At 66.5% G+C, this 16,357-nt stretch carries 13 protein-coding genes and 1 pseudogene; 6 read left to right on the plus strand and 8 right to left on the minus strand.

Translation table 11 applies throughout. From position 1 onward, the window contains the following. Positions 1 to 134: 134 nt before the first annotated feature. A complete protein-coding gene (gene rplQ / locus LL964_RS15335; RefSeq protein ID WP_003486665.1) occupies positions 135 to 518 on the plus strand; it encodes a 50S ribosomal protein L17 in 384 nt (127 codons plus the stop codon). A gap of 555 nt (positions 519 to 1,073) precedes the next feature. Beyond that, positions 1,074 to 1,592: a disulfide bond formation protein B gene (locus LL964_RS15340; protein ID WP_104584637.1), complete on the plus strand. Its 519-nt coding sequence runs from the start codon at positions 1,074 to 1,076 to the stop codon at positions 1,590 to 1,592. A gap of 127 nt (positions 1,593 to 1,719) precedes the next feature. Here LL964_RS15340 and LL964_RS15345 read toward each other — a convergent pair. Next, a pseudogene (locus LL964_RS15345) lies at positions 1,720 to 1,953 on the minus strand (hypothetical protein); the annotation flags it as partial. 79 nt (positions 1,954 to 2,032) lie between these two features. Here LL964_RS15345 and LL964_RS15350 point away from each other — a divergent pair. Together LL964_RS15350 and LL964_RS15355 are read left to right on the plus strand one after the other, a co-directional pair. Next, the gene (locus LL964_RS15350; protein WP_104584635.1) at positions 2,033 to 3,430 is read left to right on the plus strand and encodes a class II 3-deoxy-7-phosphoheptulonate synthase; all 1,398 of its coding nucleotides are present in this window, start codon (positions 2,033 to 2,035) and stop codon (positions 3,428 to 3,430) included. Positions 3,431 to 3,514: 84 nt separating this feature from the next. Continuing rightward, positions 3,515 to 4,642 (plus strand): mechanosensitive ion channel family protein, encoded by a 1,128-nt coding sequence (locus LL964_RS15355; RefSeq protein ID WP_104584633.1) that lies wholly within the window; start codon positions 3,515 to 3,517, stop codon positions 4,640 to 4,642. A gap of 320 nt (positions 4,643 to 4,962) precedes the next feature. Here the strand turns inward: LL964_RS15355 and LL964_RS15360 are convergent, their stop codons facing one another. From LL964_RS15360 to typA, 3 genes are all read right to left on the minus strand, one after another. Beyond that, positions 4,963 to 6,612, minus strand: a complete 1,650-nt coding sequence (locus LL964_RS15360; RefSeq protein WP_208621385.1) for an amidase — start codon at positions 6,610 to 6,612, stop codon at positions 4,963 to 4,965. 107 nt (positions 6,613 to 6,719) lie between these two features. Continuing rightward, positions 6,720 to 7,187, minus strand: coding sequence for a DUF2127 domain-containing protein (locus LL964_RS15365; protein WP_104584629.1), 468 nt, complete (start codon positions 7,185 to 7,187; stop codon positions 6,720 to 6,722). A 15-nt stretch (positions 7,188 to 7,202) separates the two neighbouring features. Beyond that, entirely contained in the window at positions 7,203 to 9,032 is a 1,830-nt protein-coding gene (gene typA, locus LL964_RS15370) for a translational GTPase TypA (RefSeq protein WP_104584627.1), read from the minus strand. A gap of 243 nt (positions 9,033 to 9,275) precedes the next feature. Between typA and LL964_RS15375 the strand changes: the two genes are divergently transcribed. Next, entirely contained in the window at positions 9,276 to 9,770 is a 495-nt protein-coding gene (locus LL964_RS15375) for a peptidylprolyl isomerase (protein WP_104584625.1), read from the plus strand. A 118-nt stretch (positions 9,771 to 9,888) separates the two neighbouring features. Beyond that, on the plus strand, positions 9,889 to 10,875 hold the full coding sequence (locus LL964_RS15380; protein ID WP_104584623.1) for a malate dehydrogenase: 987 nt from the start codon (positions 9,889 to 9,891) through the stop codon (positions 10,873 to 10,875). 212 nt (positions 10,876 to 11,087) lie between these two features. Here the strand turns inward: LL964_RS15380 and LL964_RS15385 are convergent, their stop codons facing one another. From LL964_RS15385 to LL964_RS15400, 4 genes are all read right to left on the minus strand, one after another. Beyond that, complete coding sequence (locus tag LL964_RS15385) at positions 11,088 to 11,702, minus strand: glutathione S-transferase N-terminal domain-containing protein (RefSeq protein ID WP_104584621.1); 615 nt, start codon at positions 11,700 to 11,702, stop codon at positions 11,088 to 11,090. Between the two features lie 320 nt (positions 11,703 to 12,022). Continuing rightward, entirely contained in the window at positions 12,023 to 12,484 is a 462-nt protein-coding gene (locus tag LL964_RS15390) for a cell wall hydrolase (RefSeq protein WP_104584620.1), read from the minus strand. 547 nt (positions 12,485 to 13,031) lie between these two features. Then, positions 13,032 to 15,071 (minus strand): NADPH-dependent 2,4-dienoyl-CoA reductase, encoded by a 2,040-nt coding sequence (locus LL964_RS15395; RefSeq protein ID WP_104584618.1) that lies wholly within the window; start codon positions 15,069 to 15,071, stop codon positions 13,032 to 13,034. 155 nt (positions 15,072 to 15,226) lie between these two features. Further along, complete coding sequence (locus LL964_RS15400; RefSeq protein WP_104584616.1) at positions 15,227 to 16,249, minus strand: zinc-binding alcohol dehydrogenase family protein; 1,023 nt, start codon at positions 16,247 to 16,249, stop codon at positions 15,227 to 15,229. Positions 16,250 to 16,357: the final 108 nt, after the last annotated feature.

Raw genomic sequence — 16,357 nt, forward strand, 5'->3', positions numbered from 1 at the left:
ATCGACGGGCTCGAGCCCGCGATGACATCCGGTCTAAGGACGGCCGGTTCGGACCAACCGCAGTCCATTCAACAGCGCCAGGATGGCGACAACGTCTCTCAAGTAGTCTCAACATTCCTTAGGAAATCACACTCATGCGTCACCAGAAATCCGGTCGTAAGTTCAACCGCACCAGCGCGCATCGCGAAGCCATGTTCCGCAATATGGCCGCCTCGCTGTTCAAGCACGAGCTGATCAAGACCACCTTGCCGAAGGCCAAGGAACTGCGTCGCGTCGCCGAGCCGCTGATCACCATCGGCAAGGTCGATGGCGTTGCCAATCGTCGTCTGGCGTTCGCCCGCCTGCGCGACAAGGAAGCGGTGGGCAAGCTGTTCGTCGAACTGGGCCCGCGTTACGCGACCCGTCCTGGCGGCTACCTGCGCATCCTGAAGGCCGGCTTCCGCGCTGGCGACAATGCACCGATGGCGTACGTCGAGCTGGTCGACCGTCCGGTCGTGGCCGAGGAAGTGGCCGAATAATCGGTTCGTCCCTCGCAAGATTCTCGAGAACCCGGCTCACGCCGGGTTTTTCGTTTCTGCGACAGGGGGGGACGATCCAGCGTGCGGTGGCGAGGCGCGAGTTTCCGCCCTGGTTCGAAGGCTGATGGCCTTATGGCTGTCCATGCGTGGGGCGTGTACCGTGCGACCCTGCGAGACCAGATTGCAGGCAGCATCGGCGCAGGGAGCGCAAGCAGCGCCGGGACGCAACGCAGGCCGACGGGCTTGCAAAGGAAGCGGGCCGAGGTGCGATGGAGCGTCCGGCGGCGTCTGCGGCCGCCGTGTCATGCAGTCGTGGACCGCGTGGCGGCGCCGATCCAGCGCGCTGCCACGCAATCAGCGCCGGGCGCATGCATGGCCGTCGAGCGGTATCGCTGGGGTGCAAGCTGGTGTTCTGCGGCGCGGCCGGATCGTCGGGTCGGTGGGGCGATACGCCGTGTCTGGCGACGCGACGCGCCCTAAGGCGGGTTCGGCAGGCGTGGTCAGCGCGCCGACGATCGCCGATAATTGCGGTCTCATCCCAGGCAAGCAATGACGATGAATCCGATCCGGTGGGGTTTTCGAGCGCAGTTCTTGTTGGGCTTCGCCGCCTGCGCGGGATTGCTGGCCTATGCGATCTATGTGCAGCTGCATCTGGGTCTCGAGCCGTGCCCACTGTGCATCTTTCAGCGGATCGCCTTCGCTGCGCTGGCGCTGTTGTTGCTGCTGGGTGCACTGCACGGGCCGCGGGCTGCGACCGGCCGCAAGATCTACGGCGTGCTGGCTTTCATCGCCGCGGGCGTGGGCATGGGGATCGCTGCCCGGCATGTCTGGGTACAGATCCGACCCAAGGACATGATGTCCTCCTGTGGCCCGCCGTTGAGCTTCCTGAGCGAGACCATGGGGCCTTTCGAGGTGTTTCGGACCGTGCTGACCGGGACTGGCGATTGCGGCAACATCGACTGGCGGTTCCTGGGGCTGAGCATGCCGATGTGGAGTCTGGTGTGGTTCGTCGCGCTGGCGTTGTGGGCGTTGTATGCCGGCTTCAAGCCGCGGCGGACGTCTGTGCACCACTAGGCGATGCGGCGGTCGCCGCCAGTTCCGGGTGTTTCGTTCGAGGCTGCCGCGCGGCTGTAGGCGGCTGACCGCGGCGCGAGTCCGCGCTGGAAAGGCCGTAGCCCGCCATGCGCGCGATCTCCGGGATGGCGGTATGGCCCTCATCCGCTGTGCGGGCACCATCTCCCCCTGGCGGGAGACGGGTCGCCGTTGCCGGTCGATCTCTGCCGTCGGCAGCGATTCCATCGGCTTTCCCATCGTCACCGAGCAGACCACCTCTCCCACCTTCACCGATCGGACCACCTCTCCCGTTTGCGGGAGAGGTCGGCGCGCCCTGCGCGCCGGGTGAGGGCTGCGCGGTGCCCGCGGCTGCAGCCTGCTTCCGGGCTGCATCGCATCGAGGGAGGCTTTGCCTGACGGGCCGGCTCTGCCACCATCGCAGGCTGTCCAGGAGCTTTTCGATGAACTCTTCCATGCCTTCTCCCGTTTCCGATTCCACAGCGCCGTCCTGGACGCCTGGCAGCTGGCGCGACAGGCCCGCGCTGCAGTTGCCGGTATACCCGGATCCGAACGCGTTGCGGGCCGCAGTGGACGAGCTGAGGCAGTTGCCGCCGTTGGTGACCTCGTGGGAGATCTTTGCGCTGAAGCGCCAGCTGGCCGAGGCGCAGGAGGGCAAGCGTTTCCTGCTGCAGGGCGGCGATTGTGCTGAGAACTTCAGCGATTGCGAATCGGGCACCATCTCCAATCGCCTAAAGGTGTTGTTGCAGATGAGCCTGGTCCTGGTGCACGGCCTGCGCCTGCCGGTGGTGCGGGTGGGACGCTTTGCAGGGCAGTATGCCAAGCCGCGTTCGGCCGATACCGAGACCCGCGATGGGATCAGCCTGCCGAGTTATCGTGGCGATGTGATCAACGCGCCGGCCTTCACCGAAGCCGCACGCGTGCCCGATCCGCGCCGCATGATCACCGCGCACTCGCGTTCGGCGATGACGATGAACTTCGTGCGTGCGCTGATCGATGGCGGCTTCGCTGACCTGCATCACCCCGAATACTGGAACCTGGATTGGGTGGGCTATTCGCCGCTGGCGGCGGACTACCAGAAGATGGTGGCATCGATCGGGGATGCGGTGCGCTTCATGGAAACGCTGTCCGGCGCCGAGGTGTACAACCTCAACCGGATCGATTTCTACACCTCGCACGAGGCACTGTTGCTGCCCTACGAAGAAGGCCTGACCCGGCAAGTGCCGCGCCAATGGGGCTGGTTCAACCTCAGTACGCATTATCCGTGGATCGGTATGCGCACTGCGGCGCTGGATGGTGCTCACGTGGAGTATCTACGCGGCGTACGCAATCCGATCGCCATCAAAGTCGGACCATCGGTGCAGCCGGACCAATTATTGCGGCTGATCGACGTGCTCAATCCCGAAGACGAGCCCGGACGCCTGAGTTTCATCCATCGCATGGGGGCGGCGCAGATCGCCGAAAAGTTGCCGCCGCTGCTGGATGCGGTCAAGCGTGATGGGCGCCGGGTGCTGTGGGTCTGCGATGCGATGCACGGCAATACCGAAAGTACCGGCAATGGCTACAAGACCCGACGTTTCGACAATATTCGCAGTGAGGTGGAGACCTCGTTCGATCTGCATGCAGCTGCCGGCACGCGGCTGGGCGGAGTGCATCTGGAGCTCACTGGCGAAGACGTCACCGAGTGCACCGGCGGCGCGCGCGAATTGACCGAACGCGACCTGGAGCGTGCCTACCGTTCCAGCGTGGATCCGCGCCTGAATTACGAGCAGTCGCTGGAGATTGCGATGGCCATCGTGCGCAAGCAGCAACAGGTGAACGCGCAGCCGCTGGGGGCCTGAGCGAACCGTGCGCATGACGTGACGCTCATGCCGCCTGCGGCATGCTCTGGCAGCCATCCCTCTTTCCCCCACAGGAGGAACGGTTTGACTGCCGATTGGAACGTCATCCGCGAATACGCAATCCCGCTAGGCGCCGCGCTGCTTGCGGGCGTCGTCACCTGGTCGCTGATGCTGTGGCTGTTCCGCCGCATGCAGGGCCGCGATTACCGCCGCGCACGCATCATTCGCGTGGTCACCCTGCCGGCGGCATTCATTTTGCCGCAGCTGTTCCTGGGCGTGGCCACCGAGGCGACGCCGCTGTCGGGCAAGGCACTGGTAGCGGTGCAGCATCTGTTGCACGTCGGCATCGTCGGTTGCGTCACCTGGTTGCTGGTGCGCGCGGTGGCTGCGGGCGAAGCGGCGATTCTGCGCAGCAATCCCATCGAAGTGTCCGACAATCTCACCGCGCGCCGCATCCAGACCCAGACGCGGGTGCTCAGCCGTGTGGCGATGGGCGCGGTGATCCTGCTTGGCGTCTCGGTGGTGCTGCTTGGCTTCGAACAGGTACGCCAGATCGGCAAGACCCTGCTGGCCTCGGCCGGCATCATCGGGTTGGTGGCCGGTATCGCCGCCAAGCCGGTGTTCGGCAATCTGATCGCCGGCCTGCAGATCGCGCTGACCCAGCCGATCCGGTTGGATGACGTGGTGATCGTGGAAGGCGAGTGGGGACGTATCGAGGAAATCGGCAGCTCGTATGTCGTGGTGCGGATCTGGGACGAACGGCGCATGGTGGTGCCGCTGACCTGGTTCATCGAGAACCCGTTCCAGAATTGGACACGCGCCAGTGCGGACCTGCTCGGTACCGCGTTCCTGTGGCTGGACTACCGCACGCCGATCGCGGCGGTGCGCGCGGAGCTGGAGCGCATCTGCCAGAGCGAGCCGCTGTGGGACGGGCGGGTATGCGTCACCCAGATCACCGATACCAGCGACAACACCATCCAGGTACGCCTGCTGGTGAGCGCACGCAATTCCGGCGACGCTTTCGATCTGCGCTGTCTGGTGCGCGAGCGGATGATCGACTTTTTAACCCGCGAGCATCCGTATGCACTGCCCAGGATTCGCGCCGAGATTGCGGCGCAGGAGAAGCCGGCCTTGCGCGCAGCAGAGCCGATCGCGCCGGACAGCGTGCGCTCGCCGGGCGCCGAAGATGGCGAACCTGCGGCGACGACTTAGAGCGGCCAACATAGTGGCTGCGTTCACCGTCAGGTGGGCGGCCGGTGCTCGGTGCGGCAGTGCCACTCGGACACCCCGTTTCCTGGCACGCAGTTCATCCTCTCCGACGACTGCCCGCTATGTTCTGTAAGCCGCTCCTGGTGCGGCGTGCGTCCGCTAATGCCGGCGTCCAGGATCTGCGCCTCGAGCTGATACGTGCAACGCCTGCGTAACGTCGGCGCCTGATTCGCGACAGGTCGGGCCTTGATGGCGCGCGCGAACTCGCTGCGTGTAGCGGCCGACGCCGACCGGGCTGCTCGCGGCGGCCACGCAAGGCCCGGTCAATCACGTGGGAGCGATGGCGATGTCGGCGTCGACACGACCGTTGCGGTTTCCGAAGTGGCGGGACCTGATGCGGCTGGCGCACTCGGCGCATAGCCGGGCGTGAAACGCGCGTGGCTGCGTTGTTCGTACGCATACGCCAGCTCGATCAGGCGCGGCTCGCTCCAGGCGGTGCCGATGAACAGCAGGCCCAGCGGCAGGCCCCGGGTCTGGCCCATCGGCACGCTCAGGCTTGGATAGCCGGCCACCGCAGCGGCGCCATAACCGGCGCCGGGAAAGGTGTCGCCCTTGCCCAGCGTGGTGATCCAGGCTGGGCCGGTGGTGGGCACGATCAAGGCATCCAGACGATCGGCCTTCAAGGCCGCATCGATGCCTTCCGGGCCGGCCAGTCGTCGGGCACTGGCGCGTGCGCTCAGATAGCCCGCATCGTCGAGCCCCGGCGCCGCCTGCGCCTGTTCGAACAGCTCCTGCCCGAAGTGCGGCATCTCGTGTTGCGCGTGTTGGCGGTTGAATGCGATCAACTGCTCCAGGCTCGCCACGGGTGCGCCGTGGCTCTGCAGATAGGCGTTCAGACCGGCCTTGAATTCGACCAGTAAGACCGTCTGCTCAGCAGCATCCCACTTGCCATCCGTGGCCAGGGCGGTCTCAACCACCGTGGCACCTGCCGCGCGCAAGGTCTGCACGGCGCGATCCAATGCGGCGGCGATCGCGGGATCCTCGCGCAGTGGATTGCGCAGCAGGCCCAGGCGCGCGCCGCGCAGGCCATCGGGTTTGAGGTGGGCGAGATAGTCGGGAGTGGACGAGGGCGCATTGCGCGTGGCCGAGTCCTGCGGATCGGGCGCGGCGATGGCCCGCAGCAGTGCGGCCGCATCGGCCACGCTGCGGGTCATCGGCCCGGCGGTGTCCTGGCTGGCCGAGATCGGGATGATGCCGTCGCGGCTGACCAGGCCCACGGTCGGCTTGAGCCCGACCAGGCCATTGACCGAGGCGGGGCAGGTGATGCTGCCGTCGGTCTCGGTGCCGATGCCGACCGTGGCCAGGCTGGCGGCGATTGCCGCGCCGGTGCCGGCGCTGGAGCCGCACGGGTTGCGGTCGAGCGCGTAAGGGTTGCGGGTCAGTCCGCCGCGGGCGCTCCAGCCCGAGCTGGACTGGGTGGAGCGGAAATTGGCCCATTCGCTGAGGTTGGTCTTGCCCAGGATCACCGCGCCAGCGGCGCGCAGGCGCTGTACCAGGAATGCATCGCGGTCGGGGCGGAACGTGGCCAGCGCCAGCGAGCCGGCGCTATTGACCATGGGCACGGCGTCGATGTTGTCCTTGAGCAGTACCGGGATGCCGTGCAACGGGCTGCGCACGCGACCGGCGCTGCGTTCGGCGTCCAGAACGCGCGCATCGGCCTCGGCCTGCGGATTGCGCTCGATCACCGCGTTGAGCGTGGGGCCGGCGCGATCGATGCCGGCAATGCGCTGCAGGTAGGCGCGTGTCAGTTCCAGGCTGGTGGTCGTGCCCTCGCGCATGCGCGCCTGCAGGCCAGCGACGTCGGCCTCGGCCAGTTCGAGCGGCTTGTCGCCGGCAACCACCGCAGCTGCCGGTTGCGTCGAATCGCGGGCATGCGCACCGCCGCACAGCGCCAGCAGCAGCGCGAAGGACAGAGTGGAAGATCGCATCGGTGCGGGTTCCCCGGGAAGTCTTCGCAGGCTAACGAAGCAGGATCGGGGTGACAACGGATGCGGTGTCCGCAAGGAACGCGCAGTGCGGGTCAGCGGCGACGCCGGACCAGATCGCGTGCCAGCACGCCGACCACGATCAGGTTGATCGCCAGCACGGCCCAGGCGGTCCAGCCGGGATGGCGGACGATGGCGTAGATATCGAACGGCAGGTAGATGGCCGCCGACAGGCAGCCCAGCAATGACGCCCAGGCCTTGGCACGCCACAGCCCCCAGGCTTCCACCACATGCAGCAGGCCGTAGGCCAGCATCGCCGCGGCAGCCAGATGCACGGCATCGGGGTTGATGGTCTTGAGCAGCGACGGCAGCGCGCCGTGCTCGGGGTCCAGATTGAAACGGCGGATCAGCGTACTGACCGCATGCTGCAGCGGGAGCGGGCCCAGAATCTCCAGGCCCGTCGCCGCCAACAGCGCGAGTGTCCCCTTGACCGCCTCCAGCAAGGCGATCGCATGAAGACCCGGATGCGCACGCGGATCCGGGCTATAGGGTGGACGAGTCACGATTGCGAGGTGCGATCAGCCGGCGCGGCCGGCGCGCTTGCGCTCGTTCTCGGTCAGGTGCTTCTTGCGCAGACGGATTTCCTTCGGGGTGACTTCGACCAGCTCGTCGTCCTCGATGAAGTCCAGCGCCTGCTCCAGCGTGTACTTGATCGCCGGGGTCAGCTTGATCGCATCGTCCTTGCCCGAAGCGCGCATGTTGGTCAGCGGCTTGGTCTTGATCGCGTTGACGGTCAGGTCGTTGTCCTTGGAATGGATGCCGACCAGCTGGCCTTCGTACACGTTGTCGCCTTCGGCGGCGAACAGACGGCCACGCTCTTCCAGCGGCCCCAATGCATACGCCGGGGTCGCACCCGGTGCGTTGGCGATCATCACGCCGTTCTGGCGCTTGGCGATGGCGCCCTGTTCCTTGGGGCCGTAATGGTCGAACACATGGAACAGCAGGCCCGAACCCTGGGTCAGGGTGCGGAACTCGTTCTGGAAGCCGATCAGGCCACGCGCCGGGATCATGTAATCCAGACGCACGCGGCCCTTGCCGTCCGGTTCCATGTTCTTCAGCTGGCCCTTGCGGGTGCCCAGCTTTTCCATCACGCCGCCCTGGTGCTGTTCTTCGATGTCCACCACCAGCTGCTCGATCGGCTCCATCAGCTTGCCGTCGATTTCCTTGATGATCACTTCCGGACGCGAGACGGCCAGCTCGTAGCCTTCACGACGCATGTTCTCGATCAGCACCGACAGGTGCAGCTCGCCACGGCCGGAGACCAGGAACTTGTCGGCGTCCGAGCCTTCCTCGACCTTCAGCGCCACGTTGTGCACCTTCTCGCGGTCCAGACGGTCGCGCAGCTGGCGGCTGGTCAGGAACTTGCCGCCGGACAGATCCTTGTTGCCGGCGAACGGCGAGTTGTTGACCTGGAAGGTCATCGAGATGGTCGGCTCGTCCACGGTCAGCGCGGGCAGCGCTTCGGGGTGGTCGAGCGCGCACACGGTGTCGGAAATGGTCAGTTCCTGGATGCCGGAGATGGCGACGATGTCGCCGGCCTCGGCGCTGTCCTGCTCGATGCGCTCCAGGCCCAGGAAGCCCAGCACCTGCAGTACCTTGCCCTGGCGCTTCTTGCCTTCGCGGTCGATCACGCTGACCGGCATGTTCTTCTTCAAGGTGCCGCGCTGGATGCGGCCGATGCCGATCACGCCGACGAAGTTGTTGTAGTCCAGCTGGCTGATGCGCATCTGGAACGGGCCGTCCGGGTCCACGTCCGGGGCCGATACGTGCTGCATGATCGCTTCGTACAGCGGGGTCATGTCGCCGTCGCGCACGCTCGAATCCAGGCTGGCGTAGCCGTTCAATGCCGAGGTGTAGACGATCGGGAAGTCCAACTGCTCGTCGGTGGCGCCGAGCTTGTCGAACAGGTCGAACACCTGGTCGATCACCCAGTCCGGACGTGCGCCGGGACGGTCGATCTTGTTGACCACCACGATCGGCTTGAAGCCCATCGCGAACGCCTTCTGGGTCACGAAGCGGGTCTGCGGCATCGGGCCGTCCATCGCGTCGACCAGGATCAGCACCGAGTCCACCATCGACAGCACGCGCTCGACTTCGCCACCGAAGTCGGCGTGTCCGGGGGTGTCGACGATGTTGATGCGGTTGCCCTGCCAGGTGATGGCGGTGTTCTTGGCCAGGATCGTGATGCCACGTTCCTTTTCCTGGTCGTTGCTGTCCATCACGCGCTCAGCCAGGACGGTGCGTTCGGACAGGGTGCCGGACTGCTTCAGCAGGCAGTCGACGAGAGTGGTCTTGCCATGGTCGACGTGCGCGACGATGGCGATATTGCGGAGTTTTTCGATGGACATGCGGAAAGGGCCCCTGTCTGGCGCCAGTCTTGAGGTGAGGTAAGCCCGACATTATAGCGGTTTCGTTGCGCCGCCGTTGCGGATTGCCCGAGGGCGGTTCAGATCGCCCATTCAGGCAGCGTGACGGGCGATCGTGGCGGTGCGGGCAGGCGAGTTGAACCATGGTCGTAACCGCGCGGCCGGTCACCCGCCCCGGTGTATCCTAGGCGGCTGTTGATCACTCCAGAACCTGCAAGGATTTCCATGTCCCTGATCGCCACCTTCGACACCTCCCGCGGCAAGATCGTTGTCGAGCTGTATCCGGAGAAGGCCCCGCTGACGGTCGCCAACTTCGTCAACCTGGCCAAGCGCGGTTTCTACAACGGCCTGAACTTCCACCGCGTCATCGCCGACTTCATGATCCAGGGCGGTTGCCCGGAGGGTTCGGGGCGCGGCGGCCCGGGCTACCGTTTCGAAGACGAGACCAATAACGGCGTCGGCCACGAGCGCGGCGTGCTGTCCATGGCCAATGCCGGCCCCAACACCAACGGCAGCCAGTTCTTCATCACCCACACCGCCACCCCGTGGCTGGACGGCAAGCACACCGTGTTCGGCAAGGTCACCCAGGGCCTGGACGTGGTGGACAGCGTTGCCCAGGGCGACACCATCAATACGCTCACCATCGAAGGCGATGCCGACGCCGCGCTGGCCGCCAAGGCCGACCGCGTTGCGGAGTGGAACAAGATCCTCGCCGCCTGATCGCACCCATCGAACGGCCGCCACGTGCGGCCGTTCGCTTGTCCAAGCGCGCCGCCAAGGCCCTGCGCCCAGCCAGCGTGCCACCCCCACCAACGCTTTTTAGCAGAGGAAACACCCCATGAAAGCACCTGTTCGTGTTGCCGTGACCGGCGCTGCCGGCCAGATCGGCTATGCCCTGCTGTTCCGCATCGCCTCGGGCGAAATGCTGGGCAAGGATCAGCCGGTGATCCTGCAATTGCTGGAACTGTCCAACGAGAAGGCCCAGGCCGCGCTCAAGGGCGTGATGATGGAGCTGGAAGACTGCGCATTCCCGCTGCTGGCCGGCATGGTCGGCACCGACGACGCCGAAGTGGCGTTCAAGGACATCGACGTGGCGCTGCTGGTCGGCGCGCGTCCGCGCGGCCCGGGCATGGAGCGCAAGGACCTGCTGCTGGAGAACGCCAAGATCTTCACCGCACAGGGCGCGGCGTTGAACAAGGTGGCCAAGCGCGACGTCAAGGTGCTGGTGGTCGGTAACCCGGCCAACACCAATGCCTACATCGCGATGAAGTCGGCGCCGGATCTGAACCCGAAGAACTTCACCGCCATGCTGCGTCTGGACCACAACCGCGCGCTGAGCCAGCTCTCGCTCAAGCTCGGCAAGCCGGTCGGCGGCATCGAGAAGCTGGTGGTGTGGGGCAACCACAGCCCGACCATGTACCCGGACTACCGTTTCGCCACGGCCGATGGCGCCTCGATCGGCGATGCGATCAACGATCAGGAATGGAACGCCAACACCTTCATCCCGACCGTGGGCAAGCGTGGCGCGGCGATCATCGAAGCGCGCGGGCTGTCCTCGGCCGCCTCGGCTGCCAACGCCGCCATCGATCACGTGCGCGACTGGGTGCTGGGCAGCAACGGCAAGTGGGTGACCATGGGCGTGCCGTCGGATGGCTCCTACGGCATTCCCGAAGGCGTGATCTTCGGCTTCCCGGTCACCACCGAGAACGGCCAGTACACCATCGTCAAGGATCTGCCGATCGACGATTTCAGCCAGAAGTACATCGACAAGACCCTGGCCGAACTGGAAGAAGAGCGCGGCGGTGTGTCGCACCTGCTGGGCTGAGCAACACGCTGGTAGTGAATGGAAACGCCGGGCACTGCCCGGCGTTTTTTGTGTCCGCGCACTGGTGGTGGTGCGATGCGGTGTCAGGCGAGGTGCGCGCGGATGCGCTTGTCCAGGACCGGGGACGCGGGAGTGCACCGCACGCGGCGTCGGAGCGTCGGCAGCAGTGCAGCGGCGCGACGGCGACCTTGCCTGCGCGCCTCGACGGTCGCTTACGCCAGACCTTCGGCAGTCAGCGCAGCCTGCACGTCCGTATCGGCCTGCATGCGCTGGAAGAAAGCCTCCAGTGCGGTCAGTCCCCGCAAGTCGACGCCGGCTTTGTGGGCCCAGCGCAGGGTGACGAACAGATAGGCATCGGCACCGGTGTGGCTGTCGCCGGCCAGCCATTGGCGGTCCTGCAGATGCGCATCGGCGCGCGTGTAGAGCGTGCGCAACTTGCTGCGCGCATCGTCGTGGCTGAGCGCGATCAGCGCCTGATCCTGCAGGTAGGCGGTACTGCCGAAGATGGGCTTGAAGGCGGGATGGACGTCGGCATTGGAAAAGGCGATCCAGCGATTGATCTCGGCGCGGCTGCGTGCGCTGCCGTCGCCACCCAGACCGGTCAGCGGCGCGATGTCGGCGATGTAGTTGAGGATGGCCGCGTTCTGGGTCAGCGCCCAGTCGTCGACCAAGAGCAACGGGACCGCGCCGGCCGGATTCAGGCGCAGATACTCGGGCGATTTCATCGTGGCCGCGTCGATCACGACCAGCTCGAACGGCAGTCCGGACCAGCGCAGGACGATGTGGTCTGCGAGCGAACACGCACCCGGCTTGGTGTAGAGCTTCATGATCAATCCTGTCAGGAACGGGGGCGCAAGATTAGCGCAGCTGACAAGACCACCGTACTAGCCGTCAGGCGGGCGCGATCGGTGTTCGGAATCGGTATGTTCCATGACCGATGCCGGAGTGGGGCGGTCGAATGGCGCGGACAGCCAGCAGGCAGTGCGCGTGCCCGGGATCCTGGGGCGCAGCGACCTGGTGGCGGTGCATGCCGGCTGCCCATATGCAGCGCGGGAGCTGATCCGGCGAGCCATCGGCTACCCGGCTGGCGGCGTTGCCCGCGGCTGCCAGCCGGGGCGGCGCGGCGAGCTGCCGCAGGCGAGCGCGCTTACGACGCGGTGCGCGGACGCAGGGTCTGCACGCGATAGAACGTGTGGTCGCCGATGGTGGCCACCTGGTAGGCATTGCGCCAGCTGGGGCTGGCGATCGCGCTGGCAGCGAAGTGGCTGGCACCGGGCACGATCTCCTTGCGCTGGCCCACCGGCAGCGCCCAGTTGCGCTCTGCGGCCAGGGCCACGCCCAATGCCTTGTTCCAGGCATCGTCGTTCTTCAGCTGCGTGCCGGGGGAGACGATGGTCGGCGCGAACTGCTTGCGTGCGGTGACCACCTGGCACATCGAGTCGCCCCACAGGCCGCTGTCCCGGCGGCGCAGCGCCACTTCGGCAACGGCCTGCTGGCCGCGCAGCGTCTGGTCACGCGCTTCCAGGTAGACGGTGGTACTCAAGCACAACGAATCTGCAGCGGGCTGCGGCAACAACTGCGACAGCCAAAGTATCCAGGCCAGCTTCATAGAACTCCTTGCTCCGTATGGGCCGATCCGCAGGGGCATCCGAAGTGGACACACCCGTGCGCAGGGCTTGGCGTCATGGGGAGGCGACCTGTCACGGGCCGCCCGGTCTTCGGCGAAGAGACATCGCTGCCGAAGCTGCCCGCCGAATCGGGCGGGTCAAAAAGTTGGCGCAAGGTAGGTGCCGGTCACACAATCCCGGCTGAATGGGCGGGGTTGACGGCCCCATCCGCCCAGCGGACCGGCATGCCGGCAGTGTGCGCTGCGTGTTCCCGCACGCCCGGTGCGTCGCATTGCAGGCGCGACAGCGGTGCAGGGACGTCGGCGCAGGAGGTGGGATTGGGCGGCCGCGCTCCCCCAGGCGTGGCGCGGGCGGTCGCCAACCGACGCTCAGCCTTTACCTGCAGCAGGGCTGCGTCATCAAGCACGAATGACCGATGGCTGCGGCCCGTGCCGCACCGCGATGAGCATGCCGGCGCGTACGGCCGCCGGACACACCGCCGCGGCACGATGCCCACCGGCAATGCGGCTGACGCGTCGCACGTTCCGGTTACAACGTCGCCGCCAGCCGGCTGGCCTGGTTGATGGCGCGCTTGGCATCCAGTTCCGCGGCCACGTCTGCGCCGCCGATCAGATGCGGCTGCTGTCCGGCAGCCTGCAATGCGGCAAGCAGCTCGCGGCGCGGTTCCTGTCCGGCGCAGACCACCACCGTGCCGACATCGAGCACCTGTTCGGTACCTTCCACGCGGATATGCAGGCCGGCATCGTCCACGCCCAGGTACTCCACGCCGCCAAGCATCTTGACGCCCTTGGCCTTGAGCGTGGCCCGATGGATCCAGCCGGTGGTCTTGCCCAGGCGTGCACCGGGTCGCCCCGGGCTGCGCTGCAGCAGCCAGACCTGGCGGGCAGGGCGTTCGGGTTGCGGCTTGGCCAGCGCGCCGCGATTTTCGAAGGTCGGGTCCAGGCCCCATTCGGCCATCCAGCGCGCCGGATCCAGCGATACCGGCGCACCCGCGTGCACCAGGAATTCGCCAACGTCGAAACCGATGCCGCCCGCGCCGATGATCGCCACCTTTTCGGCGGGCACCTGTCGCCCGAGCACGACGTCCAGGTAGCTCACCACCATCGGGTGATCGGCGCCGGGGAAATCGACCTTGCGCGGCTCGATGCCGGTGGCCAGCACCACCTCGTCGAAGTCCTTCAGATCCGGCGCCTGCACCTGGGTCCCCAGGCGCAACTGCACGCCGGTGGCGTCGATGCGATGGCCGAAGTAGCGCAGGGTTTCGTGGAACTCTTCCTTGCCCGGAATGCGCTTGGCCACGTTGAACTGGCCGCCGATCTCGTCTGCGGCATCGAACAGGGTGACCTGGTGGCCGCGCTCGGCGGCGACCGTCGCACAGGCCAGGCCGGCCGGGCCTGCACCGACCACGGCGATGCGCTTCGGTGCGGCCGTGGGTGTATAGACCAGTTCGGTTTCGTGCGCGGCGCGCGGATTGACCAGGCAGGTGGCCAGCTTGTTCTCGAACACGTGGTCCAGGCAGGCCTGGTTGCAGGCGATGCAGGTATTGATGGTGTGCGACTGGCCGGTACGGGCCTTGTTGGTCCACTGCGGATCGGCCAGCAGTGGTCGCGCCAGCGACACCATGTCCGCTGCGCCATCGGCCAGGATGCGTTCGGCCACTTCCGGCATGTTGATGCGGTTGCTGGCCACCACCGGGATGCGCAGGTGCGGTCGGAGTTTGGCGGTGACGCCGGCGAAGGCCGCGCGCGGTACCGAGGTCGCGATGGTCGGAATGCGGGCTTCGTGCCAGCCGATGCCGGAATTGATGATGGTGGCACCGGCTGCTTCGATCGCCTGTGCCTGGGCCAGGATTTCCTGCCACTGATTGCCGCCTTCGACCAGGTCCACCAGCGACAGCCGGTAGACGATGATGAAGTCCGGTCCGCAGGCTTCGCGGATGCGGCGCACGATCTCCACTGCGAAGCGCATGCGCTTGTTCGCGTCGCCGCCCCAGGCGTCGTTGCGTTGGTTGGTGCGTGCGGCAGTGAATTCGTTGATCAGATAGCCTTCCGATCCCATCACCTCCACGCCATCGTATCCGGCCTCGCGCGCCAGCTGCGCCGAGCGTGCATAGGCGCCGATCTGGCGTTCCACCGCCGCCGCCGACAGGGCACGCGGAGTGAAGGGATTGATCGGTGCCTGCAGCCTGGAAGGCGCCACCGACAACGGGTGATACGCATAGCGTCCGGCGTGCAGCAGCTGCAGGCAGATCTTTGCGCCGTGCGCATGCACCGCCTGCGTCACCTGGCGATGCGGGCGGACTTCCCACGGCCATGACAGCTTGCCGCCGAACGGCTTGAGCCAACCCACTACGTTCGGCGCAAAGCCGCCGGTGACGATCAGGCCCACCCCACCGGCAGCGCGCTCGGCGAAGTAGGCCGCCAGCTTGGGAAAATCGCGCGCACGATCCTCCAGCCCGGTGTGCATCGAACCCATCAGGACGCGATTGCGCAGTTGCGTGAAGCCGAGGTCGAGCGGGGTGAACAGGTGCGGAAACGCAGGGGCGGATGGGCCGGTGGCGGGCGACATGATGTGGATACGCTGGCGTACGGAATGCGCACGATGCCGTCAAACGGGCCTGGCGGCAAGTCTTGGTGCGCGAAGGGGCGAGCGCAGGCGCATACGGCGGCCCCGATGCCCGGCGCCCGCCTCAGGGGCGGGCCGGGGTGGATCGGCCCGCCGTGTTACCAGCCGGCCAGCACCAGTTTGCCGATGGTGCTGCCGCTTTCCAGCCGGCGATGCGCCTCGCGCAGGGTTTGCGCGTTGATCGGCGACAGCGTTTCGGTGTGGGTGGTCCGCAGTTCGCCGGCATCGATCAGGCTGGCGGCGCGGTTGAGAATGCGGTGCTGTTCGACGATATCGTCGGTGCCGTAGCGGGCGCGTGCGAACATCAGTTCCCAATGGATGCCGATGCATTTGGATTTGTACGGGTCGCCGATCTGCAGCGGGCCGCGCGGTTCCACGATCAGGCCCACATGCCCCTGCGGCGCCAGCACCTCGCCCAATTGCTGCCAGTAGCGGTCGGTATCGGCCAGATTGAGCGCCGCATGTACCGTATGCAGGCCCAGCGCCTGCAATTGCGGCTGCAACGGCTGGTGGTGGTCGATGACGTGATGGGCCCCCATCTGCCGTACCCATTCGACGCTCTCCGGCCGCGACGCGGTCGCGATCACGGTGAAGCCGGCATGCCGGGCCAGCTGGATCGCGATCGATCCCACACCGCCGGCGCCGCCGATGATCAACAGCTGCCTGCCGCGATTGCGCGCGCCATCGAAGGCGAACGGCATCCGCTGAAACAGCAGCTCCCAGGCGGTCAGGGTGGTCAGCGGCAGGGCGGCCGCCTGGGCGAAGCTCAGCGAGGTCGGCTTGCAACCGGCGATGCGCGCATCCACCAGCTGGTACTGCGCGTTGCTGCCTGGGCGCCCGATGTCGCCTGCGTAGTACACCTCGTCGCCGACTGCGAAGGCGGTGACATCCGGGCCGACCGCCTCGATCACGCCCGCGGCGTCGTAGCCCAGGATCTTGGGGGCCTGCAGCGGCTGCGGCTTGGGCGCGCGCACCTTGGTATCGACCGGGTTTACCGAGACCGCCTCCACGCGTACCAATAAGTCATAACCCGAGGGCGCGGTCGGCGCGGCGAGTTCCATGTCCAGCAACGATGCGGGGTCGTCGATCGGAAGGTGATGGGTAAGAACGACAGCTTTCATCGTGGCACTCCTGGTGGGCAGTTCAGGGTGCGTTGTGCAGCGAGTCGCCCGCAACCACCGGCCCCACAATTCAGCTCGAACGGGGGGCAGCGTTCACCATTGTGGTTT

Origin of the sequence: Xanthomonas melonis, assembly GCF_020783655.1 — a bacterium.
Taxonomy (GTDB): domain Bacteria; phylum Pseudomonadota; class Gammaproteobacteria; order Xanthomonadales; family Xanthomonadaceae; genus Xanthomonas; species Xanthomonas melonis.

Excerpts from the sequence above, each read along its gene's own strand:
- LL964_RS15380 (WP_104584623.1), top strand. The coding sequence starts at position 9,889 with ATGAAAGCACCTGTTCGTGTTGCCGTGACCGGCGCTGCCGGCCAGATC.
- LL964_RS15400 (WP_104584616.1), bottom strand. The coding sequence starts at position 16,249 with ATGAAAGCTGTCGTTCTTACCCATCACCTTCCGATCGACGACCCCGCA.
- LL964_RS15350 (WP_104584635.1), top strand. The coding sequence starts at position 2,033 with ATGAACTCTTCCATGCCTTCTCCCGTTTCCGATTCCACAGCGCCGTCC.
- LL964_RS15395 (WP_104584618.1), bottom strand. The coding sequence starts at position 15,071 with ATGTCGCCCGCCACCGGCCCATCCGCCCCTGCGTTTCCGCACCTGTTC.
- LL964_RS15390 (WP_104584620.1), bottom strand. The coding sequence starts at position 12,484 with ATGAAGCTGGCCTGGATACTTTGGCTGTCGCAGTTGTTGCCGCAGCCC.
- typA (WP_104584627.1), bottom strand. The coding sequence starts at position 9,032 with ATGTCCATCGAAAAACTCCGCAATATCGCCATCGTCGCGCACGTCGAC.
- LL964_RS15375 (WP_104584625.1), top strand. The coding sequence starts at position 9,276 with ATGTCCCTGATCGCCACCTTCGACACCTCCCGCGGCAAGATCGTTGTC.
- LL964_RS15385 (WP_104584621.1), bottom strand. The coding sequence starts at position 11,702 with ATGAAGCTCTACACCAAGCCGGGTGCGTGTTCGCTCGCAGACCACATC.
- LL964_RS15340 (WP_104584637.1), top strand. The coding sequence starts at position 1,074 with ATGAATCCGATCCGGTGGGGTTTTCGAGCGCAGTTCTTGTTGGGCTTC.
- rplQ (WP_003486665.1), top strand. The coding sequence starts at position 135 with ATGCGTCACCAGAAATCCGGTCGTAAGTTCAACCGCACCAGCGCGCAT.